General features: G+C 53.7%; 18 protein-coding genes and 1 tRNA gene. 10 read left to right on the top strand and 9 right to left on the bottom strand.

The window, feature by feature from the left end; all coding sequences use genetic code 11:
* Positions 1–14 precede the first annotated feature (14 nt).
* The 4 genes from deoA to mrdA all read left to right on the top strand — a co-directional run bounded on the left by deoA (position 15) and on the right by mrdA (position 5,725).
* Positions 15–1,337, top strand: coding sequence for a thymidine phosphorylase (gene deoA / locus AC6I8N_RS16890; RefSeq protein ID WP_497829526.1), 1,323 nt, complete (start codon positions 15–17; stop codon positions 1,335–1,337).
* A gap of 95 nt (positions 1,338–1,432) precedes the next feature.
* Positions 1,433–2,656, top strand: a complete 1,224-nt coding sequence (deoB, locus tag AC6I8N_RS16885) for a phosphopentomutase (RefSeq protein WP_021183402.1) — start codon at positions 1,433–1,435, stop codon at positions 2,654–2,656.
* A gap of 33 nt (positions 2,657–2,689) precedes the next feature.
* A complete protein-coding gene (gene deoD, locus AC6I8N_RS16880; RefSeq protein ID WP_013510469.1) occupies positions 2,690–3,403 on the top strand; it encodes a purine-nucleoside phosphorylase in 714 nt (237 codons plus the stop codon).
* A 429-nt stretch (positions 3,404–3,832) separates the two neighbouring features.
* Positions 3,833–5,725 (top strand): penicillin-binding protein 2, encoded by a 1,893-nt coding sequence (gene mrdA, locus AC6I8N_RS16875; protein WP_497829525.1) that lies wholly within the window; start codon positions 3,833–3,835, stop codon positions 5,723–5,725.
* Between the two features lie 44 nt (positions 5,726–5,769).
* Here mrdA and AC6I8N_RS16870 read toward each other — a convergent pair whose 3' ends face one another.
* Entirely contained in the window at positions 5,770–7,092 is a 1,323-nt protein-coding gene (locus AC6I8N_RS16870; protein WP_497829524.1) for a methyl-accepting chemotaxis protein, read from the bottom strand.
* 193 nt (positions 7,093–7,285) lie between these two features.
* Here AC6I8N_RS16870 and AC6I8N_RS16865 point away from each other — a divergent pair.
* Positions 7,286–7,361 (top strand) — tRNA-Phe (locus AC6I8N_RS16865).
* Between the two features lie 86 nt (positions 7,362–7,447).
* Here the strand turns inward: AC6I8N_RS16865 and AC6I8N_RS16860 are convergent.
* From AC6I8N_RS16860 to adiC, 3 genes are all read right to left on the bottom strand, one after another.
* The gene (locus AC6I8N_RS16860) at positions 7,448–9,985 is read right to left on the bottom strand and encodes a M60 family metallopeptidase (RefSeq protein WP_497829523.1); all 2,538 of its coding nucleotides are present in this window, start codon (positions 9,983–9,985) and stop codon (positions 7,448–7,450) included.
* A 157-nt stretch (positions 9,986–10,142) separates the two neighbouring features.
* Entirely contained in the window at positions 10,143–12,449 is a 2,307-nt protein-coding gene (locus tag AC6I8N_RS16855) for an Orn/Lys/Arg family decarboxylase (RefSeq protein WP_497829522.1), read from the bottom strand.
* A gap of 14 nt (positions 12,450–12,463) precedes the next feature.
* Positions 12,464–13,798: an arginine/agmatine antiporter gene (gene adiC, locus AC6I8N_RS16850; RefSeq protein WP_497829521.1), complete on the bottom strand. Its 1,335-nt coding sequence runs from the start codon at positions 13,796–13,798 to the stop codon at positions 12,464–12,466.
* An 865-nt stretch (positions 13,799–14,663) separates the two neighbouring features.
* On the opposite strand from adiC, the gene yfiR reads away from it, so the two are divergent.
* From yfiR to yfiB, 3 genes are read left to right on the top strand one after another with little or no spacing between them, the layout of a single operon-like run.
* Positions 14,664–15,233 carry a regulatory sequestration protein YfiR gene (yfiR, locus tag AC6I8N_RS16845; RefSeq protein WP_497829520.1) on the top strand — a complete coding sequence of 190 codons (570 nt, stop codon included), beginning with the start codon at positions 14,664–14,666 and terminating at the stop codon, positions 15,231–15,233.
* Position 15,234: 1 nt separating this feature from the next.
* Positions 15,235–16,449, top strand: a complete 1,215-nt coding sequence (gene dgcN / locus AC6I8N_RS16840; protein ID WP_497829519.1) for a diguanylate cyclase DgcN/YfiN — start codon at positions 15,235–15,237, stop codon at positions 16,447–16,449.
* Positions 16,446–16,919: an outer membrane lipoprotein YfiB gene (gene yfiB, locus AC6I8N_RS16835; protein WP_497829518.1), complete on the top strand. Its 474-nt coding sequence runs from the start codon at positions 16,446–16,448 to the stop codon at positions 16,917–16,919. The genes dgcN and yfiB overlap by 4 nt, the downstream gene beginning before the upstream one ends.
* An 83-nt stretch (positions 16,920–17,002) precedes the next feature.
* Here yfiB and AC6I8N_RS16830 read toward each other — a convergent pair whose 3' ends face one another.
* A complete protein-coding gene (locus tag AC6I8N_RS16830) occupies positions 17,003–18,247 on the bottom strand; it encodes an LVIVD repeat-containing protein (protein ID WP_497829517.1) in 1,245 nt (414 codons plus the stop codon).
* 8 nt (positions 18,248–18,255) lie between these two features.
* Positions 18,256–19,320: a sugar ABC transporter substrate-binding protein gene (locus AC6I8N_RS16825; protein WP_497829516.1), complete on the bottom strand. Its 1,065-nt coding sequence runs from the start codon at positions 19,318–19,320 to the stop codon at positions 18,256–18,258.
* Between the two features lie 205 nt (positions 19,321–19,525).
* Here AC6I8N_RS16825 and AC6I8N_RS16820 point away from each other — a divergent pair, with 205 nt between their 5' ends.
* Positions 19,526–20,611 (top strand): oxidoreductase, encoded by a 1,086-nt coding sequence (locus tag AC6I8N_RS16820; protein ID WP_208723626.1) that lies wholly within the window; start codon positions 19,526–19,528, stop codon positions 20,609–20,611.
* Positions 20,612–20,695: 84 nt separating this feature from the next.
* Here the strand turns inward: AC6I8N_RS16820 and uxuA are convergent, their stop codons facing one another.
* On the bottom strand, positions 20,696–21,760 hold the full coding sequence (gene uxuA, locus AC6I8N_RS16815) for a mannonate dehydratase (protein WP_036625611.1): 1,065 nt from the start codon (positions 21,758–21,760) through the stop codon (positions 20,696–20,698).
* 370 nt (positions 21,761–22,130) lie between these two features.
* On the opposite strand from uxuA, the gene AC6I8N_RS16810 reads away from it, so the two are divergent.
* Positions 22,131–23,078 carry a diguanylate cyclase domain-containing protein gene (locus AC6I8N_RS16810; protein ID WP_497829515.1) on the top strand — a complete coding sequence of 316 codons (948 nt, stop codon included), beginning with the start codon at positions 22,131–22,133 and terminating at the stop codon, positions 23,076–23,078.
* A gap of 45 nt (positions 23,079–23,123) precedes the next feature.
* On the opposite strand, the gene AC6I8N_RS16805 is transcribed toward AC6I8N_RS16810, so the two are convergent.
* The gene (locus tag AC6I8N_RS16805; RefSeq protein WP_497829514.1) at positions 23,124–24,992 is read right to left on the bottom strand and encodes an amidohydrolase; all 1,869 of its coding nucleotides are present in this window, start codon (positions 24,990–24,992) and stop codon (positions 23,124–23,126) included.
* A gap of 18 nt (positions 24,993–25,010) precedes the next feature.
* The gene (locus AC6I8N_RS16800; RefSeq protein ID WP_021183385.1) at positions 25,011–25,571 is read right to left on the bottom strand and encodes an antibiotic biosynthesis monooxygenase; all 561 of its coding nucleotides are present in this window, start codon (positions 25,569–25,571) and stop codon (positions 25,011–25,013) included.
* Between the last annotated feature and the right edge of the window lie 43 nt (positions 25,572–25,614).

Here is a 25,614-nt window from a genome sequence, read left to right as displayed (position 1 = left end):
CCGGGGAGGCAACCTTGTTCCTGCCACAAGAAATTATTCGCAAAAAACGCGATGGTCGTGAGTTGAGCGAAGCGGAGATCCGTTTCTTTATCAACGGTGTGCGTGATAACAGCGTATCAGAGGGACAAATCGCCGCGCTGGCGATGACCATCTGGTTCCACGATATGTCGCTGGCCGAACGCGTGGCGCTGACGATGGCGATGCGTGATTCCGGCACGGTGTTGAACTGGCAGTCGCTGAACCTCAACGGGCCAATTGTCGATAAACATTCAACTGGCGGCGTGGGTGATGTGACTTCGCTGATGCTTGGCCCGATGATCGCCGCCTGTGGTGGTTATGTGCCGATGATCTCGGGTCGTGGTCTTGGCCATACCGGCGGCACGCTGGATAAGCTGGAAGCGATCCCCGGTTTTGACATCTTCCCGAGCGATGATCGTTTCCGCGAGATCATCAAAGAAAATGGGGTGGCGATCATCGGTCAGACCAACTCGCTGGCACCGGCTGACAAACGTTTTTACGCGACACGCGATATCACCGCCACCGTTGATTCGATCCCGCTGATCACCGCCTCGATCCTGGCGAAAAAGTTGGCGGAAGGGCTGGATGCGTTGGTGATGGATGTCAAAGTGGGCAGCGGTGCCTTTATGCCAACCTTTGAAGCCTCAGAAAACCTGGCACAGGCGATTGTCGGCGTTGCCAATGGCGCAGGGTGCAAAACCACCGCACTGCTGACCGACATGAATCAGGTGCTGGCTTCCAGCGCCGGTAACGCCCTGGAAGTGCGCGAAGCGGTGCAGTTCCTTACCGGCGAAGCGCGTAATCCCCGCCTGCTGGAGGTGACGCTGGCGCTGTGCAGTGAAATGCTGATATCCGGCAAGCTGGCGTCAAATGACTCCGAGGCTCGGCAGCAACTGCAACGGGTGCTGGATAACGGCCAGGCGGCAGAGGTGTTTGGCCGTATGGTAGCCGCGCAGCAAGGCCCGACGGACTTTATCCAGCGTATGGACCATTACCTGCCTGCCGCCATGCTGAGTAAAGCGGTGTATGCCGACCAGCCGGGCATTGTCAGCGCGATGGATACCCGCGCCCTCGGCATGGCGGTGGTGGCACTGGGCGGTGGCCGTCAACGCGCCAGCGATGCCATTGATTACAGCGTCGGTCTGAGCGAAATGATTACCCTTGGGGCGCAGGCTGATGCACAACGCCCGCTGGCGGTAATCCACGCCGCAACCGAAGCGCAATGGCAGCAGGCTGCCGCTGCGGTCAAAGCAGCCATCAACCTGAGTGACAGTGCGCCGCCTGAGACGCCGGTGGTTTATCGCCGCATCAGCGAATAGTTGCCGCCGCTGCGTGCCAGGCCGAAGCCATTCGGGTATACTGATCTGATCGCTTTTTTTTGACTTGTCATCGCGCAGTTGCGCAGGAGACTTGCATGAAACGTGCTTTTATTATGGTGCTCGATTCCTTTGGGATCGGCTCCAGCAAAGACGCCGCTAAGTTCGGCGATGAAGGATCGGATACGCTCGGCCATATCGCCGAAGCGTGCTTTGCAGGCCAGGCCAATGAAGGCCGCGAAGGTCCGCTGCACTTGCCAAACCTCACCGCGCTGGGGTTGGGTAAAGCCGCTGAACTCTCCACCGGGCGTTTCCCGCCAGGGCTGGATCCGCGTGCAGAAATTATCGGCGCCTATGCCTACGCCAGTGAACTCTCCTCCGGTAAAGATACGCCGTCAGGTCATTGGGAAATCGCCGGTGTGCCGGTACTGTTCGACTGGGGCTACTTCAGCGACAAGGAGAACAGCTTCCCGCAGGAACTGCTGGATAAACTGGTACAACGCGCCGATCTGCCAGGCTACCTCGGCAACTGTCACTCATCCGGGACGGTGATCCTTGACCAACTCGGCGAGGAGCACATGAAAACCGGCAAGCCGATTTTCTACACCTCGGCGGATTCTGTATTTCAGATTGCCTGCCATGAAGAGACGTTTGGACTCGAACGGCTGTACGAGCTGTGCGAAATCGCCCGTGAGGAGCTGACCGAAGGTGGCTACAACATTGGCCGTGTGATTGCGCGCCCGTTTGTTGGCGACAAGGCCGGTCACTTCCAGCGCACCGGCAACCGCCACGATCTCGCGGTTGAACCACCGTCACCGACCATGCTGAAAAAGCTGGTGGATGAGAAGGGCGGCGAAGTGATTTCCGTGGGCAAAATCGCGGATATCTACGCGCAGCAGGGCATCACGCAAAAAGTGAAAGCCACCGGTCTGGATGAATTGTTCGACGCCACGATCGCGCAAATGAAGAAAGCGCCGGATCAGTCGATTGTGTTCACCAACTTCGTCGATTTTGACTCGACCTGGGGCCATCGTCGCGATATCGCCGGTTATGCTGGCGGGCTGGAGCTGTTTGACCGTCGTCTGCCTGAGCTGATGGAACTGGTGAAGGAGGATGACATTCTGATCCTGACCGCCGACCACGGTTGTGACCCCAGCTGGCACGGTACCGAACATACCCGTGAGCATATTCCGGTGTTGATCTACGGCCCGAAAGTTAAACCCGGCTCTCTGGGTTATCGTGATACCTTTGCCGATATCGGCCAGACAATCGCACACTATTTTGGCCTGTCCAGCATGGACTACGGCAAAAGCATGCTGTAAAACAGCGACCAATTTTTAATAAGGAAAATAACGATGGCAACGCCTCATATTAATGCAGAAATGGGTGATTTCGCGGACGTGGTTCTGATGCCGGGCGATCCGCTGCGTGCGAAGCACATTGCAGAAACCTTCCTCGAAAATGCGGTTGAAGTGAACAACGTACGCGGCATGCTGGGTTACACCGGGACGTACAAAGGTCGCAAAATTTCGGTGATGGGCCACGGTATGGGTATCCCATCCTGCTCGATCTACGCCAAAGAACTGATCACCGAGTTTGGTGTGAAGAAGATTATCCGTGTAGGTTCCTGCGGCGCGGTGCGTGCGGATGTGAAACTGCGCGATATCGTCATTGGTATGGGTGCCAGCACGGATTCCAAAGTGAACCGTATGCGCTTCAAAGACCACGATTTCGCTGCGATTGCTGATTTCGACATGGTGCGTAACGCCGTTGATGCGGCTAAAGCTCTGGGTGTTGACGCGCGCGTTGGTAACATCTTCTCCGCTGACCTGTTCTACACCCCGGACCCGCAGATGTTCGACGTCATGGAAAAGTACGGCATCCTCGGTGTGGAGATGGAAGCGGCGGGTATCTACGGCGTGGCAGCAGAATTTGGTGCCAAAGCGCTGGCTATCTGTACCGTGTCGGATCATATCCGTACCCACGAGCAGACCACTGCGGCTGAGCGTCAGACTACCTTCAACGATATGATTAAGATCGCGCTGGAGTCGGTGCTGCTGGGGGATTAAGTCCTCTGCGCCAGGTTACCCTCACCCCGGCCCTCTCCCATGAGGGAGAGGGAGACGTGCAATATGCTCGATCGGTTGCCTCTCCTGCTTGCGGGAGTTAGAAATACGCTCGATCGGTTGCCTCTCCTGCTTGCGGGAGTTAGAAATACGCTCGATCGGTTCCCTCTCCTGCTTGCGGGAGTTAGAAATACGCTCGATCGGTTCCCTCTCCTGCTTGTGGGAGTTAGAAATACGCACGATCGGTTGCCTCTCCTGCTTGTGGGAGTTAGAAATACGCTCGATCGGTTCCCTCTCCCGCTTGCGGGAGAGGGTTAGGGTGAGGGGTGAAACCATCTGTCACACTTTTACCCAGGCTTGTGCATCTTCCTGCTGGCTCTGACGCGAGAACTCCCTATCATTAGCGGGCTAACGATGAGATAAAGCCCCCCGATGAATTTCCGTAATTTCGAAGCCGAAGAGAAACTGTTTGTTCGCCGCGCGATCGTGGCCTTTGCGTTGGTGGTGATCTGTTTCACTATCCTCGGTGTTAACCTCTACCATTTGCAGGTGGATGAGCACAGCTACTACGCGACGCGATCCAACGAAAACGACATCAAAATGATCCCCATCGCGCCGACGCGCGGGCTGATTTACGATCGCAACGGCATTCCGCTGGTGCGTAATGTCACCTGGTACGACATCCTGCTGACCCCTTACAAAATCGATGATATGAAGGCGACCATTGCAGCGCTGACGCCGATTGTCGATTTAACCCCGGAAGAGATCGACACCTTCTGGAAAAACCTCAAGCAAAACAGCCGCTACAAACCGGTGGTGCTGAAAGAAGAACTGACTGACGAGCAGGTGGCGCGATTTGCAGTCAACCAATTCCGCTTTACCGGCGTGAGTATCGATACCTACCAGGATCGCCAATATCCCTATGGTGCTGACCTGGCGCATGTGGTCGGTTACGTGTCGAAAATTAACGATAACGACTACAAACACCTGAACGAAGAGGGCGTGGGTGAAAACTATGCCGCTGACCACAACATCGGTAAGCAGGGCATTGAAGGCTATTACGAATCGGTTCTGCATGGCAAAACCGGTTATCAGGAAGTCGAAGTGGATAACCACGGCCGCATCGTGCGCGTCCTGAAAGAAGTGCCGCCGGTTGCCGGGAAAAATATCTATCTGACGCTCGACCTGCATCTGCAACAGTATGTCGAGAGCCAACTGGTGGGGCAACGCGCGGCGGTGCTGATTGAGGATCCGCATGATGGCAGCGTGCTGGCAATGGTTTCCAGCCCCAGCTATGACCCGAACCCCTTTGTGAAAGGCATCAGTTATCAGGCGTATAAAACCCTGTTGCAGGATAAGAACCTGCCGTTGATTAACCGTGTGACCCAGGGCCTTTACCCGCCTGCTTCAACGGTGAAACCCTATATGGCGATGTCGGCGCTGCTAACTGGTGTCATCACCCCGCAAACCACCTTCTTTGGCGCGCCGACCTGGACGCTGCCGGGGACCGATCGCAAATACCGCGACTGGAAAAAAAGCGGTCACGGCATGCTGGATGTGACGCGCGCGATTGAGGAGTCGGCGGACACCTTCTTTTATCAGGTGGCGTTTATGATGGGGATTGACCGCATCCACCATATGCTCAGCCAGTTTGGCTACGGTAAACCGACCGGTATCGATCTCAATGAAGAGTACGCCGGACTGCTGCCGAGCCGCGAATGGAAACAGAAAGTTCATAAGAAGGGCTGGTATCAGGGCGACACCGTCTCGGTGGGGATTGGACAAGGCTACTGGATTGCGACGCCGATTCAGATGGTAAAAGCGTTGGTGGCGTTAATTAACAATGGTCGGGTAATTAATCCGCATCTGTTAGGGAAAGTGCAGCTTGGCACCACCCAGCAAGCATATGAGCCAAAAGATCCGCAACCGCAAATTGGCGACCCAAAATCACCCTACTGGTCGCTGGTACGCCATGCCATGTTTGGAATGGCTAATGCACCTAACGGCACCGGTTATAAATATTTCCACACCGCCCCTTACGGCATAGCGGCAAAAAGCGGGACATCACAGGTATTTAGCCTGCGGCAGAACCAGGTCTACAACGCGAAAATGATCCCGACGCGCCTGCGTGACCATATTTTTTACACCGCCTTTGCGCCGTTCAACGATCCTAAAGTAGCGGTGGCGTTGATTCTGGAAAACGGCGGGAATGAAGGGATTACCGCTGCGCCGGTGATGCGTAATATCCTCGACCATATCTTCCTGCCGCCGCCAGCCGTGCCGCTGGAGACCGCGAATATCGCTAACGCGGCTGCGGCTCATTAATGGAACCACCCCGCTGTGTCACCAGGTCAGCGGGGTCGTGCCGATTACTCGCCTTTTAACGTCTTGGTGACGTGGCTAATGGCACGCACGACATCGTCGGCACTGTCACGGATTTCTGTCATCACGCCGCCAGCCTGTTGTGCCAGCACAACGCCCTGATCGGCGCGCTTCAGGTTGGACTCAATCCCTTTCAACGCCTTATCCGCCAGTTGGTGGTTCTGCTGCACCTTGCTCTCAATTTCGCTGGTGGCGCGGTTGATGTTTGCCGCCAGGGTTCGCACCTCGTTGGCGACCACCGCAAAGCTGCGACCGTGTTCACCGGCGCGCGCAGCTTCAATTGCCGCGTTAAGCGCCAACAGATTGGTTTGATTTGCGATACTGCGAATACTTTCCACAATCGCGCCGATACGGTCGGAGGAATTGCTCAGGTTATGGATATCGCCGGAAATATCCTGAAGCTCACTGGCAAGGTCATGCATGGTTTGCACGCTGTTCTCAATCACCGTTGCGCCAAGTCGCGTGTTTTCCGTGGTTTGTTGGGCGGTTTGATAGGCCTGCTGGGCCGCCTTGCGCTCCTGTTGGTTCTTCTCTACCTGTGCCGTGACGTCGGTGGCAAACTTCACCACTTTATACAACTCACCGTGTTCGCTAAATACCGGGTTATAGGTGGCACGCAGCCAGACGATGCTGCCTTGTTTGTTCATGCGCTGAAACTGGCCGGAAATAAACTCACCTCGATTCAGTTTCTGCCAGAACTGCTGATATTCTGGGCTGTTACGTAGCTCCTCCGTGCAGAACAGGCTGTGATGCCGACCCACGATCTCATCGGCATGATAATGCATGGTGTTGAGGAAGTTAGCATTGGCTTGCAGCACTTCACCTTTCAGGTTAAAGGCGATGACGGCCATAGAGCGCTCAATGGCCGTGGTCATGGCACGTTGTTCCTGGGCATCAACAATATGCTCAGTAATATCCGTCGCCAGCTTAATGATTTTAATCACCCGACCGCTGCGATCCTGCACCGGCACATAATTGGCTTCCAGCCAGATGGGACGGCTGTTTTTAGCCACCCGCAGAAACTTATCGCTGAAGGCTTCGCCGCGATTCAGCCGCCGCCAAAAATCACCATATTGGGGTGACTGGATCAGATCGGCCGTACAGAACATGTTGTGATGTTGACCGACGATTTCCGCCAATGTGTATCCCATACAACTGAGAAACAGGTCATTGGCGGTCAGGATACGTCCTTGCGGTGTGAACTCGATGATGGCGATAGCATCATGCAACGCGTGAAGCGTGGCTGAGGGATGGCTGCGCCGCTGCCACGCCAAACGTGACAGAATGCCTGATGTGATAGTGGTAAACATGGTGAACCTTATTTTATTGGTATGGTATCAGTTCGGTTATCGGCGCGGTCGATTAAAAATTCACCGAAAAAGCGTGGCTGGACATGAATTTTTACCACTTAGTCCGTTGGTTGCTGCAAAAGACGGCAGTCAGTTGCATTTCGCTGAAAAGCGTTTGACGGTACGGGCTGGTTAGGGTTTAATGCGCCCCGTTGCCCGAATAGCTCAGTCGGTAGAGCAGGGGATTGAAAATCCCCGTGTCCCTGGTTCGATTCCGGGTTCGGGCACCAAAATTCAGAAAACCCAGCCTTATGGCTGGGTTTTTGCTTTTTGGGCCAGAACAAACCTTTTGCTCAGGGCAACGAATCAGCAAGGATTAATGGTATTTCCACGCCTGAGTCCAACTGATTCCTTTACCTGGCTCATAATGCATCTGTGACCACTGGCCCGTCTGGCTGCACCAGCCGGCAACGGTACACTCAAACAGCTTACCGTCATGTTTCACCACATCACCTTTCGCATAACGGGTGCCATACAACCAGGCTGGGTAATCGCTACCTCCGTTCGCAATAGCCGGAACCGTAATTTCCTCCTCCAGATCGCGACTATGGTTACCTGCGGTGACGGTCACTTTAACCTTCAGGGTTTGTGGCTGAGTGGTTTTTGTCACCGTGAAACTTTGGTTAGCCCAGCCGTTAGTGCCACCGTGAGCCACGGCGGGAAAGGTCCAGCGATAAGACGGGGTGCTGGTTGCGGTGACGTCAGCGGAGACGCCGCCGCTAAAGACCATGCTTTTACCTTTGTCATTGGCAATCATCTTCAGCTTCGCAGCGGTGACAAATGCCTGATCACTATTCTGTACCGGCGTAGTCACATTGATGGTGTGGTTTTGTGAGGCGGTGCGTGCACCTGCGACACTGGTTGCGGTCACTTTTACGGTGTAGCTACCCGCTTCCAGACCGGATTTCACCTGCCCATGTTGGTCAATTCCTGCGGTAACAACCTGGTTGCCTTTTAACAGTGACCAGTCATAACTGGCTTGTTCAAAGTTAGCCTGCGCCTCCAGTCGAACCGGTGAAGTCGAATCCATACTTACCGGGCCGATAATGTCGACGGCTGGCGCGATGGCGGAGACGGTCAGCGTTTTTCTGTCGCTTCCGTGCTTACTGCTCGCCGTAACTTCAAAACGCGTAGAGACGTTAGCCACATTCTTAGGAATTACTACCTCCACTGTCGCGGTGTTGTTGGTTTTGGTGTAGATACGCGCATCGCCATCAATGCGCTTCCATTGATAGCTGACATCATTCTGGTCGCTGCTGGCGGTGACGCTATAACCAAAACCATTGTTGTAAGTTGCGACAGCGACGATGTTGTCCCGACTCAGATTCACCTGGGGTGCCGGCTGCTCGCCTTGCTCTTCACCTGGTTGTGGTAGTTTGAGATCAGCAACTTTCTGTCCAGCCTGGGCGCTGAAATTCAGTCCCCACAGCGTGAAGTACTGGCGTAAATCCTGCCCGGCAGCCTGGCTGTAAGCCACCACACTAAAGTCGATGACCTTTTGTTTTGAACCTATAACGGAATCGGTCTTTTCTGCGATGGTAGTGCCTGGTGCCTGCTGAATTGCCTTCAAACGCCTTTGGTTAACGTGAGGGAAGAAATCTTCACCATACGAGAAGCGTAAACGTGAAAAGAAGTTGAGTTGCTTCCAGAGGTTATTAATGGCGCTGTAATCTGGATAATGTATGCCGGAAGCAATAAAGTTAGCCACTGCCTGCTTGTCCCAGATACCCTCTTCAGGAGAAATATCGACATGGCAATGGTTCAGGGGAACTTCGCGCCCCTTAAACATTTGGCAAGCTTCAATGGAATAGCGGTTAACCTGGATTTCAGAGAAGGTACTAAATGCCTCTTTAATCGGCTCGTACTCATGACCAATTTCATGCCAGACTCCCCAGTTATCGCCGTTCTTATCATTCATGCGATTGGCATGGAAGCCGACACCGATATAACCGTTGCGATAATCCGCGAAGCAACAGTTATCGTAATTCGTGAACATCGAACCCCTGGGGGAGGTGAACAGATATTCTGTGCCATCCATACCATTAATCTTTTCGTACAGCGCCGCGACACGCAGGTTGTCACCCAATACTTTGCCAACCATTTCATCGGTTTGCTGTGCGATTCGGTTCGGAACTACCGTGTTTGCATGCCCGTCATATAAGAGCGCAAAACCAAATTTACCTGCAACCGTTTTACTTCCCGCCCAATCACTTTGGCGACTCTGCCCTAAAATAAATAAATGGCTGTTGCTGCCGCCATTTATTTTAAAGGGAACAAATTCGCTCACTTGTTGTTTATCCGGATCACCACAGCCTAATAATAAAACGCCGGATTTTTTAAACGTGTAGGTGTTGTCGCTTTGCCCGGTTAATTGTTGTTGATCCAGATACATGGCATCTGTATCCGCAAACTCACGCCCAGTCGCCGCATAGCACTTTGCGCCCGCAGGGATATTGCCAACACTCACGGTGATATTTTGCCCGGCTTCGCCAAAGGTTCGGGTAAAAAAGAAAATACCACGACCCATAGTGGCATAAGGCGCGTTGATCCAATCTTTAGTTTCATGGTGGGCCACCGGCATATTGTAACGATCCGGGAACCCGGGAGGGTACATCTCCATCGTTCGTTTCAGCCAGAATAAAGGTGTGCGGCTATCGAACGAATCTCGGAGTCCTTTGTCCGTATCCTGACGTAATTCTTCCAGGCTGGTGCCAATATGCGGCAGCGCCTCAATAAACCCGGCATTGCTGCTAAATTCTTCCCACCACGGAGAGCTGCTGGCGCTTGCATGACCTGTAAGCAGCAGCGGGGAAAGTGCCAGGGTGATCCCCATAGCTAATTGATTTAACTTCACGATTTTTCATTCCATTGAGATGTAGTCCCGGTATTCTTGTGGCTGTTGAAATATTTTGAAATCAGATAGTGGAATGGATGACCAAGATAATTCCTGGTCGCACTCAGATGTGGCGAAGGATTGCCTGGTCGTTACACCGACCAGGCATGATTCACCGCTACGGCTTTAATACCCAGATGTGATAAACACCGTCTTTCATTTCCGCGCCTTCCGGCTCTTTCTCGAAGCCTGGAAAGCGTTCGCCCCATTCGGCAATACTGCGGATATAACTGAGCCACGGGCCGTCTGCTTCACCAAAGCTTTCCCCAGGCATCACGATTGGGATACCGGGAGGATAGGGTATAACGCCGACGGCGGAGGTTCGTCCGGCCAGTTGCGTTAGCGGTAACTGCTCGCAATGACCAGCCATGTGCTTCTGAAACGCGTCACGCGGTAGTGTCACCGGTCGTGGTAGCTTGCCAAAGGCTTCCGATTGCAGGCGATCCATCTGGCTGGTGCGCATATAAGCGAACATCTCATCACAAATATCTTTCAGGCCCATTTTGCCGTAACGATCTTCATGGCCAGCAACCAGGTCAGGCAGGCAGCTTACCAGCAGCGTATTGGCATCATAATGCTGCTTAAATTCCAGCAAAACGTTAATCAGCGTGCCCCATTTTCCTTTGGTCACACCAACCGAAAACAGGCACAACACCATAAAGTCAGTGGTACGTGAAGGGACAATGCCATGCTGGCTCAGGAAGGCCGTCAGCATCGCAGCAGGGATACCACTTGCCTGCATTTCACCATCATCACCCATTCCGGGGCACAAAATGCCGGCTTTGATGGGGTCCAGCAGACACCATTCCTCCTCCAGATCGCCAAAACCGTGCCAGGCTTCGCCAGGTTTCAGTACCCAGCAATTGGGATCACTAACCAACTGTTGGCGTGAAGCATCAACAAACGGAATGCGTTTACCGCTGGCGGCATCGGTGATTTCGGTCGCGTTCCACGGGGCGAAAAACCACTCCCCACGAGATTTGTAGGTCGCATTGACCTTTGCCAACGCGAGGCGAAAATCGACCGCTTCGTTAATCACCTCTTGGGTCAAGGTTTCCCCTTGCTTGCCGTCCATCATGGCGGCACCAACTTCGTTTGCGGCGATAATGGCGTAGAGCGGGGAGGTGGTAGCCTGCAACATATAGGATTCGTTAAAACGCGAATGCTCGACCGGTTTTTTGCCGTTGCGCACATGAATCCACGATGCCTGCGACAGTGCCGCAAGTAATTTATGCGTTGAATGCGTGGCAAACACCGTCGGTCCGGAAGGATCGTGATCGGCGGGATCGCCGCGCATCGCGAAGCGATCTTTATAGAAGGGATTGAAGCGGGCATAGGCATACCAGGCTTCATCGAAGTGGATCTGATCAACGCTCTCGGCCAACAGCGCCTCCGCCACGCTGGCGTGATAGCACATACCGTCGTAGGTGCAGTTGGTGACCACCGCGTACACCGGCTTATCGTGAACTGCCAGTTCAGCAAACGGATGATGTTTGATTTTTTCCCGGATGGCGGCAGGTTCGAATTGACGCCGGGGGATCGGGCCAATAATGCCGAAGCGGTTACGTGTTGGTACGAAGAAGACCGGGATCGCACCGCTCATCACCAATCCTTGTTCGATCGATTTGTGGCAATTACGATCGCACAGGGCGAACTCTTTATCACCCAACACGGCTGCCATGATGGCGCGGTTGGAACCGGAGGTGCCGTTCAGCACTGAATAGCTTTGATGCGAGCCAAATATCCGTGCGGCATAGGCTTCAGAGTCTTTTATTGGTCCGGCGTGATCCAGCAACGAACCCAGAGAACCGCGTTCAATACCGGTATCGGTGCGGAACAGGTTTTCACCGAAAAAGTCATAAAACTCACGGCCCACGGCGGTTTTAGTAAAGGCAATCCCTCCCTGATGCCCCGGCGCTGCCCATGAATATTCCGGGGAGTGCTGGGTGTAATTAAACAGCGCTTTGGTAAAGGGGGGCAGCAGGCGGTCAAAATAGCGATCTATCAGCGTGATGGCGCGGGCGGCAATAAATTCCGCGGTATCCTCCAGCATCCAGACGAATTCATTCACCAGTTGCAGGACATCGAGATTGAGTGAATCGATGCAGGAGTGTTCAGCCATCAGTAATACCGGCACTTCACGATTGCGCTGACGAATGGTCTGCAACAGAGTAAAGGCCTCACGGTGGGTATCGTCGTCATTTTTACCTAAGGTCCAGTCGACAAACACGCAACACACCGATGAATCAGACATGATGGTGGCGACGGCATCGGTAAAACTGGCTGAGCCAATGACCGCCAGATTGTTCTCTTCCAGTGCTTCAATCAGCTCCAGCACAGCGCGACCACCGGTGGTATTGGGGGCAACAATGCTGTCGTCTACCACTAGCACGGTGCGTTTCTTATGTTGGCTCATATCTAACATCGTTGACTCCTTGTTTAGTCGTTCTGCGGCTGGGCATCAAGGGGATAGGGGTTTTTATGGCGGCGGTTGTAGTTGATGGTATACATCGCGGTGATCACCATCAGGGCGACAAAGGACCACATGACTTCCTGGGCACCAGAACCCACCACTGCCCAGATGCAATACAGGAACGCGAGCAGGGTGATGCCAGCATAGGCAGGACGTTGATTACCCAAATGACCATGTCCCACCAGCAGCAGGGCGGCGCAGGTGTAGAGATAAGGGACAAGGGTAAAAATCACCGATACGGAAGAAACCAGGGCGAACTGGGCGGTGGCATTGGGGGAAATGGTGGTCAGCTGAAATATCGTCATCAGAATGCCGAGAATCACCAGCCCGGCGACCGGTACGCCCTGTTTATTGGTTTTGCTGAATATCGGCGGGAAGAGACCATCATTGGCGGCGGCCTGCGCGGTCTGGCTGGCTAGCAGGGTCCAGCCACCTAACGATCCCAGACAACCTGCGGCGGCACAGAAGGTCACCAGTGCACCCGCGGTATTCCCTAGCGCCATGCGTGCCGCATCGCCAAAGGGCGAGTCGGACACGCGCAAGTCAGCATTGGGTATCATGCCCATAATCGCTGTGGTGGAAAGGACATAGCACACTGCCGCAATCAGCACTCCGCCAAGGGTGGCTATCGGTACGTTACGTTTGGGATTCTCCACCACGGCGGCTGCCACTGAGGCACTTTCGACGCCAATAAATGACCAGAGCGTCACGCTTAAGGTACTTTGGATGGCGCCAAACGTCCCCTGTCCGCTGACATTCCACGCGCTCATATAAGTGGCACCGCTAAACCAAAACCAGCCAAAGATGGCGACGGCCAAAATAGGAAATAATGCCAACACGGTGGCAACGGCCTGCACTTTAGTGATCATCCGTGGGCCAACAATATTTAAAATCACGAACAACCACAGAACCGCAATACAGGTAAAGGTCAGTACCAGTGGGTTTTTTAATGCCGGGATGAAATAACTTAAGTATCCGACACCTATCACCACCATCGCAATATTACCAATCCAACAGGCCAGCCAATAAAGCAGGTTGGTCTGGTAGCCTAAAAATGGACCAAAAGCGCGTCGGGCATAAGCATAAGAGCCACCAGGACTGGGATCGAGTGAGGACATTTTGGCATAGACAATCGATAATGACAGCGCGCCAATAATGGTCACCAGCCAGCCGTAAATGGCGATGCCGCCGGTGTTGGCAAGGCTGGCGGGCAACAGAAAAACGCCGGAACCCATGATATTGCCAGCCACCATTAATGTCACAGGCACTAATCCAACTTTCTTACTTTCAGGCGTAGCCATACACCCTCCATGTCGTGTTATTTAGGGTATAAACAGCGGGGAATTTTTTCAGTGAATCATATCTATAGTTGATAATTATTTGTTTTGCACAAGTGGAAGTGGGTAATTTTTATCGTCGCTTCGTTTAAATTTATCCTTTGTGTTGTTTTATAGGGGTTTTTAAATTTTCAAACTGACATATCAGAAAATGAAATAAGGTTTTTTTTCATTGGTAATATCTGTTAAATAACATTTAAATTAGTAACCAATTAAATTTATCCCCCTATAACAATCAGGGCAATCAGCCGGGTTGACAGAACACAGCAAATTCGCGCAATCTGCCCGCCTTCTTTGTTCCAATGACCTGACAGGAAACATTGCACTGTGAATGCTGCTGGGGGGTGTGAACCCCTGCATGACAGAGTGCGTGCCCTCGGTTTTGCTGTGCAGGTGTATGTACCCTATGGTGCCGACTGGTATGGTTACGCACCCGACGTTTGCAGGAGAATCCGCGCATCGCCGGTTACATACTGCGAGCATTGATTAAGCGCTAACGACAAAACCGCCAGTCACAAGTGACTGGCGGTTTTCGTTGGTGAGGCAGAAAAATCCGATAAACTGTACTTCCCGGCATTTATTCATTTAAAAATGGATCTGTTTTTTATTATTAACTACATGAAAAATATGTCTATTAATTTTATTAACAGATCCATTTAATCATCATGTTTTTGTTTGCTGTCAGGACCAATAATTATCAAACCTTCGTCACAATACCCGGTACAATTTGCCTCAGTTCTGCGTTATTTCTCTTAGGGTAATGGCCGGGCTCTATTCATATTTCGACGACGATGGTAAAATTTTACCCATAACCTTCAGGGATGGATGTATGCCAATAAAATCAGAAAAACTCCGCATCCCGAGTGGAATGCATTCCTTTATGTCGGTTATTACCCTGACCAGGATGTTCATTATCTCTCTCCCTTGTATCTTCCTGTTTATTTTAATGCCCTCGCGTGCCGTCGCTGCACAAGACGACGCTGCGAATCGCATTGTCAGCGGGATTATCAGCTTTACGCATTGGCCGGGTCTGGAACGTCTGCCGAAACTCTGTGTGCTGCCTTCTTCACAGCATCTCTCTTTGCCGTCAACCCAGACGGGCAATGGCTATACGGTGAGTTATCTCGCCAGCGAGAATGATCTGTTAACCGCGCAGTGTGATGCCGTGTATTTTGGCGCTCAGTCCCCGCAGCAGCAGGCACAGTGGCTGGAGCAAATCAGCAGCAGACCCGTTCTGGCGATTGCTGAAAATAACCCGGAATGTACCATTGGCGCGGCTTTTTGCCTTATTTTCCATCAGGATAAAACGGTGTTTTCTGTCAATCTCGATTCACTGGCCCGGAGCGGTGTGAAAGTAAATTCAGAAGTGTTGTTACTGTCTCGCAAAGGAAGTCAGTAAGATGAAATTCGAAGATATAAAAACAGAAAAATCATCTATACGGAATAAGTTACGCAAAATCAGTACCATCAATGCTGCGGTTATTTTACTGCTGTGCTGGTTATTACTTTTTTCCACCTCCATGTTGTTTATTAAAAGTTATGAGAAAAGAAACCTCGAACTTATCGCGAATACGTTAAGTACCAGCCTGACTGCGGCCACCGTATTTGAAGACAGCTATGACGCGAAGAAAAAAGTGGTACTGCTGGGTTCTCAGGGGATGTTCTCTGCGGCAAAACTGGTCTCGTCGGAACAAACGGTGTTAGTGGACTGGCAGGATACGACCAATGACGATAGCCGGTTTCAGCGTCTGCTGCGCCAATGGATCTATGCCGAACCTTTAACGGTGAATGTAACCCATGAAGATGCTGTGGTGGGGACGCTGACGCTGTCGGGGACCGTAGCCAATGTGGCTGATTTCATTGAATACTCAGTCATTATTCTGTCCTGTAGCATGATTTTCGTTTTTATTGTTTCGTTTCTGGTCAGTGAGCTTTTGCATCGTGGCATTCTTGCCTCCTTCAGAAATATCACCAGCACCATTCATTATGTCATCCGTTCCGGGGATTTTTCCCCACGTATTTCTGGCAGTTCCACCAAAGAGTTTCAGGTGTTCTCCGAGGACCTCAACTCGTTGCTGGCAGAGATGCAAACCCTGAAAGCTTCACTGCTGCGGGATAATAAGTCACTGGCGGCTAAAGCGCTGAAAGATCCATTGACCGGGCTGGCAAACCGGACGGCATTTATCAGCAAACTGAATCAACTGCTGGATCAGCAACTGGCGCAGGAAAATTTCGTGCTGTTGTTTCTGGATGGTGATCGTTTTAAAAGCATTAACGACACCTGGGGCCATGCCGCAGGCGATGAAGTGCTGCAAAGCATCGCTTCCCGACTCTCTGGCCTGGTGACGAAGAGTGACCTGGTGGCGCGTCTGGGAGGCGATGAGTTTGCTATTTTGATCACCAGTATGACCAGTGAAGAGGAGTTGCAGCAGCTCACCACCAGGATTGAAACGAGTATCACGCAAAAGATCGCCATTTCGGCAGGCGTCAATATCACCACGTCCGTGACGATTGGTTATGCCTGGTCGCAACACGGTGATTCTGTGACCTCGATTCTTGAACGTGCAGATATGCACATGTACAAAAATAAAGGGATTACAAAGGTATCAGGATGAAAATTAAAGCTTTCCTTCTCTTGTGCATCATTGCTTGCGCCGGATGTCAGTCAAAAAGAACCTTCACGGATGAGCAAATTGCGGCTATGCGTCAGGAGGGCTTCAGCCCGAATGCCGAAGGCTGGGGACTGGGGATATCTGACAAAATTCTGTTCGGTATCAATGAGTCAGAACTGACGCCAGAAAGTAAAACTACCATTAACCGTATGGCGACCAATCTGGCCGCGACCGGTATTGAGCATTTGCGTATTGATGGTCACACTGATAATTACGGCACCGACAGTTACAACGAACAGCTGTCACTGAAGCGCGCCAACGCGGTGGCAACGCAGTGGGCTGAGGGGGCATCGCTGCCGCGCAGCAACATTGAAACGCGTGGTTTAGGAAAGAAATATCCGGTGACCAGCAATAACAACGCCCAGGGACGTGCGCAGAACCGGCGTGTGGCGGTGGTGATTACCGCGCCATAGCCCTCTCTGTCGCGCGATAAATCGCGCCGCTACAAACGATTGAACATTCCGTAGCGGCGCGATTTATCGCGCAGAAAAGTTGGCTACCCCAGATACTCAATAATCGATAACCCACCGTTGTAATCGGTGCTGTAGATTATCCCCTGCGCATCGACAAACACATCACAACTCTGAATCACCTGTGGGCGATCGGGCCGGGTGTCCATCATGCGTGCAGGTGCTGCGGGCACCAGCGCGCCCGTTTCTTTGGGTTGATACGGATTGGAGATGTCGTATGCGCGCACGCCAGCATTCTGGTAAGTGGCAAAAATCAGCGTGTCACTAACAAAGCTGCCGGGTCGATTCTCATGCAAATTATGCGGGCCAAAATGCGCCCCTTTTGCCACATAATCGCGTTCATCAGGTTGCGGGAAGGTGGCGATGCTCACCGGGTTGGCCGGTTCGCGGATATCAAACAACCAAATCAGCTTCTCGCCATCTTGTTGGTTATCCAGCACCGCTTCATCCAGCACCACCAACAGATCGCGCGCCGGTAACGGCAGCGCGGTATGAGTGCCGCCGCCAAAGGGAGGGCTCCAGTTGCGATGGCTGATGAGTTGCGGCGCGCTGCGATCGCTGACATCCAGCAGCGTCAACCCGCCATCGCGCCAGCATCCATAAGCGGTATCGCCGCTGATAATCGCGTGGTGCAATGCATAACGTTTCCCTTCCGGCCAGTCAGGCGCTTCACCGCCAGCGGTATGCATGCCCGGCAGCCACCAGCGTCCGGCGACGGCAGGGCGTTGCGGATCGGCTAAATCAATGGTCAGCAAAATATAATCGCTGAAACCCGCAATCAGCGCAGATACATAGGCCCAGCGCCCGCCAACATACCAGATACGATGGATGCCAATGCCATCGAGCGCGAGAAAGGCGATTTCACGCGGCTGCGCCGGTGAGGAAATATCAAAAATGCGCAGCCCGGATTGCCAGCTTGTTTCCTGAATATCCGCCGTGGTCTGGCCAACCGCGCGGGTGTAGTAGACCTTTTCATCCGCGAAACGCACATCAGCAAACAGATCACGCGCGTTGATCACCAGCAACAGGTCGTCATGGGCCTGCAAATGCACATTCCAGGTACCGGGCGGCGCGGCGACATAGTTGACGGTTTTGGGTTGGCGCACATCGCGCACGTCAATCACGCTAAAGCCTTGTGACACCATATGGCCGACGTAAGCAAAACCGCGATGCACCATCACCTGCACGCCATCCGGGCGTCCACCCTGATCGCTGTGCCCAATCAGCCGCATGTTGCGGCTGTATTCCGGGGTGGGGAGTGAGGTTGTCATGGCTGACCTCATTGCGCTTTGGCGGCCAGGGTGGCAAACCAGGGCGCGACAAAATCGTTACTCTGGCCCCAGCCGGGGATTACTTTTTGCAAAGCTGCCACGTTGGCCGCGCCGGGTTGGCCGGTGACCAACGATTGTGGGATAGCTGAAGCTTTAAAGTCATAACTGGCCGGAGTGGCTTCACCCGCCAGTTTATACGCAATCAGGCGCATATTGATGGCACCAATCAGCCGGGGATCGACTGCCACGCTGACCTTCCACGGGCTGTTTTTTTCGCGCATCAACTGCAAATCACCGTTGGAGATATCGATGCTGTAGAGTTTGATTTCAGTGCGTCCATTCTCCTGCAAGGCTTTATAGGCACCCTGGCTGAAGGCATCCCAGGTACCCCAGATGGCATCGATTTTCCCTTTCGGATATTTCGCCAGCAGCGCACCGACTTTGCTGGCGGTATCGCCCTGCACATCGGCAGAAACCGCGCCTACGGACTCCAGTTCATGAATGCCGGGATTGGCTTTCTTGATCTCCTCCCAGGCGGCCTGACGGCGCTCCATCGGCGGGAAGCCCGCCACCCACAATTTGATGATGTTGGCTTTGCCGTTGAAGTCTTTGATTAACGGTTGCAGCGACAGCTGTGTCAGTGACGCGTCATCCTGCTGCGTCACCGTAACGCCCGGCGGCGTGTTATCCACCGATGTATCAAAAACGGACAGCGCAATGCCGCTGTCATGAATACGTTTCACCAACTCGGTGGAGTAGGGCGCGCGTCCCTGTGACAGGATGATGCCGTCATATTTCTGGCTGATCGCCTGATTCACAAAGTCCTGAAAACGCGCATCGTCGCCCTGACTCAGGAAGGTACTGACTTTAAAGCCCAACTGTTTACCCTGCTGGATGGCTCCGGCGACAAACTGGGTGGTGTTATCGTCGGAACCCAGATTGCGGATCACTGCCACCCGAATCGGTCCCTGATGATTTGCCAACGCCGCAGGCAGCGGTGCCAACGTTTGTGTGGCACTGGCAAAGCTGCTGATCAGGCTCAGCGATAACAACGTAATGGCCAATGATTTCATGCAATTTCCCCGAATGGTGATGAATGATAAGCAGGTGGCGCGCCGCCGATTTTTTTTTGTGGGAAGCGGGCGATCTGTGCGGATTTTTCATCCTCCGCGTAAGGTTGGCAATCAAGGAAAAGGCATAAGTAATGCCAGATAAATCATTAGCTTTGCAGGCAGCGGAGGTTGACGATAACGGTTTCTTTTTCAGGGAAACCCCATTATGAGCGAACATCCGATTCAGGTCGTACCCGGCCCGGCCAACTACTACTCACATCCCGGCGCCATTGCCCGACTACGTGATTACTACAGCGAAGATCAGCTGCGCCATGCCATCTGGGTGGGTGGGCGCCAGGCACTGGCAGCGGCACGGCACTGGCTGGAGCCGTTGACGTTGCCAGGGGCGATTGTTGATATCTTTGGCGGCCATTGCAGCGCGCATGAGGTTACGCGGTTGGCGCAACGGGCAGGCAACGATCGTCAGGTGGTGATTGGCGTCGGCGGCGGTACGGTGCTGGATACCGCCAAAGCGCTGGCGCATCGGTTGAATTTGCCGGTGGTGACGATACCGACCATCGCCGCCACCTGCGCGGCCTGGACACCGCTTTCCGTCTGGTATAACGAGGCAGGCGAAGCGCTGCATTTTGAAATCTTTCCCCACGCCAACCATCTGTTGTTGCTGGAACCGGAGATCATCTTGCAGGCACCAGCGCGTTATTTGCAGGCGGGCATCGGCGATACGCTGGCGAAGTGGTACGAGGCGGTGGTACTGGCACCGCAGCCAGAAACCCTGCCGCTGACGGTACGGCTCGGGCTGGATGTGGCGCAGACGCTGCGTGATGTCTTGCTGGAGAAAAGCGCCGCCGCGCTCAGCGACCAGCGTGCGCAGCAACTGACGCTGGCGTTCCGCGATGTGGTGGACGCGATTGTCGCCGGGGGCGGCATGGTCGGGGGACTTGGTGAGCGCTATACACGGATTGCGGCGGCACATGCGGTGCATAACGGCTTAACGACCCTGCCACAAACGGCAGCGTTCCTGCACGGCACGAAAGTTGCGTATGGGATTCTGGTGCAGAGCGCGTTACTGGGGCAACACGACATCACCCGGCAACTGATTGCCGCCTATAAACGCTTCGATTTACCCACCACGCTGGCGCAGTTGGACGTGGATATCCGCCAGCGCGATCAGGTCGATCGTGTTATTCAGCACACGCTGCGTCCGGTAGAATCGATTCATTATTTGCCGGTTACGTTGACGCCTGCAACGCTGTGGGCTGCGATTGAGCAGGTAGAGGCGCTGGGCGTTTAAACAAAACTGCGCGATAAATCGCGCCGCTACAGCACGGAACATTGTGTAGCGGCGCGATTTATCGCGCATGTCAGTACAAAAGGATCAACGCTTACTCAGCGCTTCCCACAGTCCCAGCAGGTAGGTGGTGCCCAGTGCGCGGTCATACAAACCATAACCCGGGCGGCCGGTTTCTCCCCAGATAAAGCGACCATGATCGGAACGGATATAACCGTCGAAACCATTGTCGTACATCGCCTTCAGCACCTGATACATATCCAGCGAGCCATACTCGGTGGGGTGTGCGCATTCATAGAAATCCTTGTCCTGAATGATTTTGATATTACGCACATGGGCAAACGGGATGCGTTTGCGGCGTGAGAATTCGGCCAGAATCGCATACACATCGTTCTGCGGATCTTCGGCGATCGAGCCGGTACACAGGGTAATACAGTTGGCTGGTGAATCGACCACATTACAAATCCAGTCGAGATCGTCGCGGTTTTTGACCACGCGCGGCAGACCGAAGATCGAGTACGGTGGATCATCCGGGTGGATCGCCATCTTCACACCCACCTCTTCACACACCGGGATCACCGCTTTCAGGAAATATGCCAGGTTTTCACGCAGTTTTGCGTCATCCACCCCTTCATATTTAGCAAACAGCTCCTGCACTTTTGCCAGTCGCTCCGGTTCCCAGCCAGGCAGAACAAAACCGTTGGAGCTGGCCAGTACCTCTTTCACCACTTCGTCGAGACTTTTATCGATACCTTTCTTCTCGAACGCCATAGTAATGGAGCCATCCGGCAACACGTAATTCATTTCGGTCTTCATCCAGTCGAACACCGGCATGAAGTTGTAGCAAATCACCTTCACCCCGACTTCGGCCAGGTTACGGATGCTTTGCTTGTAGTTCTCAATATATTGGTCGCGACTTGGCAGGCCGATTTTGATGTCGTCATGAATGTTGACGCTCTCAATCACTTCCACGGTCAGGCCCGCAGCATGTGCCTGATCGACCAGCGCTTTGATCTTATCTTTCGGCCAGGTTTCACCCACTGGCACATCGTAGAGTGCACCGACGATGCCACGCACGCCCGGCACCTGGCGAATATATTCCAGCGAAACTTTATCTTCTTTCGGACCAAACCAACGCATTGTCAGCTGCATAATGTCATCCACCGTCATCGTGTTTCTGTGATAACTGCTAAGCTACCATTCTAGTATTCATGATGACAGCACCCTGCTGCCGATAACCCTTGATCCGTGTCACAGAACACAATTTATCCGTTGGCCGCGCGCGGGCGACCACGGATAAACCGCACCACCCTAAAATGCAATCTTAATCCGGTCGCAGATATGTCTCATTCACTACCAGAAATAGTTAAAAACAGCGTGGTTTGCTGCTAATCAGCAAGCGGAACGGTATAACATCTGATTTTGTGGCGATTTAACGCCACTGATCGGCTTTTCAATTGGGGCATTTACAGAATATTCCTGGCAGGCACAATAAACCTTATTTGCTCGCCGTCCGTGAATTATGTCCGATGAAGCGCTGCTCCAGCAGATTCAGAACCTGAAAAAGCATAATGCGCGACTCAAGCGTATAGCGCATGACGCCCGCAATAAGCTGAGCGCAGCGCTGGACGGCACCGGGCTGTGCCTGTGGCAACTGGATATCCCCAGCGGCAAATTGGTGATTTTTAACCGACGTTGGGGAGCGATGCTGGGCTTCCAGCCGAAAGAGTTGAACGCGAAGTTTGAAGTGTGGCGCGAGCATCTGCACCCCGAAGATGCGGATGAGGTGCTGAAAGCGTTCTACGACCATATCGAAGGCCGTGCTCCTTATTACGAAGCGTTGCATCGGATGGTGGCGAAAAACGGCACCATCACCTGGGTGCTGGATCGTGGGCGCGTCAGCGAATGGGACGAGCAGGGCAACCCGCTTAAGGTGACGGGTACGCATATCGACATGACCAAAGAGAAGAATTATGAAGCGCAGCTATCGACGCTGGCGAATCATGATCCGCTCACCGGTCTTACCAACCGTCATTCACTGCAAACCCATTTCAGTCAGATGAAAAAGCAGGGGCCGCTGTGCCTCGCTTATATCGATCTGGATAACTTTAAACACGTCAATGACACCCTCGGGCATCGCAGCGGCGATGAAGTGTTGATGCAGCTCAGTCAGCGGATGCGGGATGCGGTGCTGTCTTCGGTGGTGATTGGTCGTATTGGCGGTGATGAGTTTGTGCTGTTGATGCCGTTTTTGATCGACTTCCCTAAGGTGAGAATCATGGCTCAGACTTTGCTGGACGCCGCCCTCACACCGTTCGAACTGGGGAATGGCACGGCAGAAATTGGCGCATCGATTGGGATTGCGCAGGTACAGGTGCAGGATGGCTTCGACGACGCACTGATGCGCGCCGATGAAGCCATGTATAGCATTAAAAAGAACGGCAAACAGGGCTTTGGCCTGGTGCCCTAACAGCGCGATAAATCGCGCTGCTACGTCTCAAAACAGCGCACCATCTTAAAACGCAAAGCAGGAACACCCCAGCGCGCCCCAGAAGGCATTGTTATCGGACACTGGCACCGATGACTGACGCGCAACATCATGCGCATGGCTGTGCACGCCACACGGCCCGCTGCATTGATGCACTTTCGGCATCATCGCGGCGCGACCCGTTGCCTGCGGTGGGGCGCTACGATAATGACCTGGCACCGTCACCACTGGCGACCACTCCGGCAACACCGGCACCGGCGGCGGTGCCAGCGGGGTAAAGCTACCTGCCGCATACACCACAGCGCCATCAACAAGGGTCAGTACGGATTCAATTCCCTTGATCTCCTCTTCTGCCACGCTGAAGAAATCTTTCGACAGCAGCACCAAATCTGCCAGCTGGCCGACTTTGATCTCTCCTTTAGCATTTTGTTCGCTGGAGAACCAGGCGCTGCCTTTGGTCCACAGCATCAGCGCGGTTTCGCGGTCGATGCGGGCGTTATCATCATACAGTTGCATTCCCCCGACGGTGCGGCCAGAAACCAGCCAGTAAAGCGCGGTCCACGGGTTGTAACTGGCAACACGCGTTGCATCCGTACCCAGACCCACCGGGACATCTGCATCCAGCATCCGCGCTACCGGCGGCGTCTGTTTTGCGGCTTGTTTGCCATAGCGATCGACAAAATATTCCCCCTGGAACGCCATGCGGTGCTGCACCGCGATACCGCCGCCCAACGCTTTGACGCGCTCGATATTGGCTTCGGTGATGGTTTCTGCGTGATCGAAGAACCAGTGCAGGCCGTTAAACGGAATGTCACGGTTAACTTTCTCAAACACATCCAGCATGCGACTGATCGATTCGTTGTAAGTGGCGTGCAAGCGGAACGGCCAGCGATGCTCCACCAGGTGGCGTACCACACGCTCCAGCTCATCTTCCATACCGGGTGCAAGGTCAGGGCGTGGTTCGAGGAAGTCTTCAAAATCGGCCGCCGAGAACACCAGCATTTCTCCCGCACCGTTGTGCCGCAGGAAATTGGTGCCCTGGCCGGGTTTCAGCATATCGGTCCATTTTTCAAAATCTTCCAGCTCATGGCCGGGACGCTGGGTAAACAGGTTGTAAGCGATGCGCACCGTTAGCTGCTTTTTGGCGTGCAGCTCAGAAATCACATCATAATCATCCGGGTAGTTCTGGAAACCGCCACCGGCGTCGATGGCGCTGGTCAGACCGAGGCGATTCAACTCGCGCATAAACTGACGGGTGGAGTTGACCTGCTGCTCCAGCGGCAATTTTGGCCCTTTCGCCAACGTGGCATACAGCAACATGGCGTTGGGACGGGCAATCAACATCCCGGTCGGGTTACCGTTGCTGTCGCGCTGGATTTCGCCGCCCGGCGGATTCGGCGTATCTTTGGTGTAACCCACCACCTTGAGCGCCGCACGATTCAGCAATGCACGATCATACAGGTGCAGAATAAACACCGGCGTATCCGGTGCTGCCGCGTTGATTTCATCCAGCGTCGGCATACGACGTTCGGCAAACTGGAATTCGGTCCAGCCACCCACCACGCGAACCCACTGTGGCGAGGGGGTGCGCAGTGCCTGATCACGCAACATTCGTAGCGCATCCGCCAGTGATGGCACGCCTTCCCAGCGCAGTTCAAGATTGTAGTTCAGACCGCCGCGAATCAGGTGCAGGTGCGAGTCGTTCAGGCCGGGAATGCCGGTATGGCCTTTAGCATCAATAATTTGCGTATCGCTACCGGCAAAGCGCATCACCTCGGCTTCGCTGCCTACGGCAAGGAATTTGCCATCTTTAATCGCCACAGCAGTTGCCAGCGGATTGGCGCGGTCAACGGTGTGGAATTTGCCGTTGGTCAAAATCAGTGAAGCGGTGGTCATGTTTCGTCTCCTGTCAGATTATGCTTTGCGGCCAATCAGCCATTGTTTCAACACGCGGGTCAGCAGTGGCATCCACAGGAAAACCACCAAAGCCACGACGCTGGCATTATCGAGAAAGTTCCCCCACAGCGTGCCGTGGCTTACAGGCAACACCGTATTCCAGAACCAGGGGACCAGGTTGGCTGAGGGAAAAATCACCCCCAACGTGAGTAAGTATTGTTTCCATTTGGCCGGTTTGACCTGACCTTTTTGCGTCGGGGTAAACCAAAACGCGGCGCCGGGACGCACTTCAATATGTTCCGGTTGCGCCAGGATGGCCGGGAGTTCCTTGACCAGGTCCTGACGGGCCGGTGATTTCAGCCAGGCGTACAGCTCATCCATACCGACAAAACGAATCAGCACGGTGTAGGCGTTGTCGCCGTGGACCGGGCGTAGCACGTTCACTCCGAGGTGTCCCGGAAAGCTGGCTGCCTGCGGCATGATGGTTTCCAGCCACTTTTCATAGTCGGCCTGTTTTTCCGGCTGGATGCTGTGCGTGATCACCAGCGTGACGTGATGAGCCTGTTGTGGGTAATTCATGATGGATTCCTCGCTGGTGAAAGTGCTTGCGTCGTTGAGGAAA

The organism is Pantoea sp. X-Soil-TKNS-1279 (assembly GCF_059730565.1).
Note: the sequence above shows the minus strand (reverse complement) of the source record. Positions and strands in the feature narration are given on the sequence as shown.

What these genes read in the sequence shown, in the direction of transcription:
- deoB (WP_021183402.1), top strand. Translation starts at nt 1,433, where the DNA reads ATGAAACGTGCTTTTATTATGGTGCTCGATTCCTTTGGGATCGGCTCC.
- deoD (WP_013510469.1), top strand. Translation starts at nt 2,690, where the DNA reads ATGGCAACGCCTCATATTAATGCAGAAATGGGTGATTTCGCGGACGTG.
- mrdA (WP_497829525.1), top strand. Translation starts at nt 3,833, where the DNA reads ATGAATTTCCGTAATTTCGAAGCCGAAGAGAAACTGTTTGTTCGCCGC.
- AC6I8N_RS16870 (WP_497829524.1), bottom strand. Translation starts at nt 7,092, where the DNA reads ATGTTTACCACTATCACATCAGGCATTCTGTCACGTTTGGCGTGGCAG.
- AC6I8N_RS16855 (WP_497829522.1), bottom strand. Translation starts at nt 12,449, where the DNA reads ATGTTAGATATGAGCCAACATAAGAAACGCACCGTGCTAGTGGTAGAC.
- adiC (WP_497829521.1), bottom strand. Translation starts at nt 13,798, where the DNA reads ATGGCTACGCCTGAAAGTAAGAAAGTTGGATTAGTGCCTGTGACATTA.
- yfiR (WP_497829520.1), top strand. Translation starts at nt 14,664, where the DNA reads ATGCCAATAAAATCAGAAAAACTCCGCATCCCGAGTGGAATGCATTCC.
- dgcN (WP_497829519.1), top strand. Translation starts at nt 15,235, where the DNA reads ATGAAATTCGAAGATATAAAAACAGAAAAATCATCTATACGGAATAAG.
- yfiB (WP_497829518.1), top strand. Translation starts at nt 16,446, where the DNA reads ATGAAAATTAAAGCTTTCCTTCTCTTGTGCATCATTGCTTGCGCCGGA.
- AC6I8N_RS16830 (WP_497829517.1), bottom strand. Translation starts at nt 18,247, where the DNA reads ATGACAACCTCACTCCCCACCCCGGAATACAGCCGCAACATGCGGCTG.
- AC6I8N_RS16825 (WP_497829516.1), bottom strand. Translation starts at nt 19,320, where the DNA reads ATGAAATCATTGGCCATTACGTTGTTATCGCTGAGCCTGATCAGCAGC.
- AC6I8N_RS16820 (WP_208723626.1), top strand. Translation starts at nt 19,526, where the DNA reads ATGAGCGAACATCCGATTCAGGTCGTACCCGGCCCGGCCAACTACTAC.
- uxuA (WP_036625611.1), bottom strand. Translation starts at nt 21,760, where the DNA reads ATGCAGCTGACAATGCGTTGGTTTGGTCCGAAAGAAGATAAAGTTTCG.
- AC6I8N_RS16810 (WP_497829515.1), top strand. Translation starts at nt 22,131, where the DNA reads ATGTCCGATGAAGCGCTGCTCCAGCAGATTCAGAACCTGAAAAAGCAT.
- AC6I8N_RS16805 (WP_497829514.1), bottom strand. Translation starts at nt 24,992, where the DNA reads ATGACCACCGCTTCACTGATTTTGACCAACGGCAAATTCCACACCGTT.
- AC6I8N_RS16800 (WP_021183385.1), bottom strand. Translation starts at nt 25,571, where the DNA reads ATGAATTACCCACAACAGGCTCATCACGTCACGCTGGTGATCACGCAC.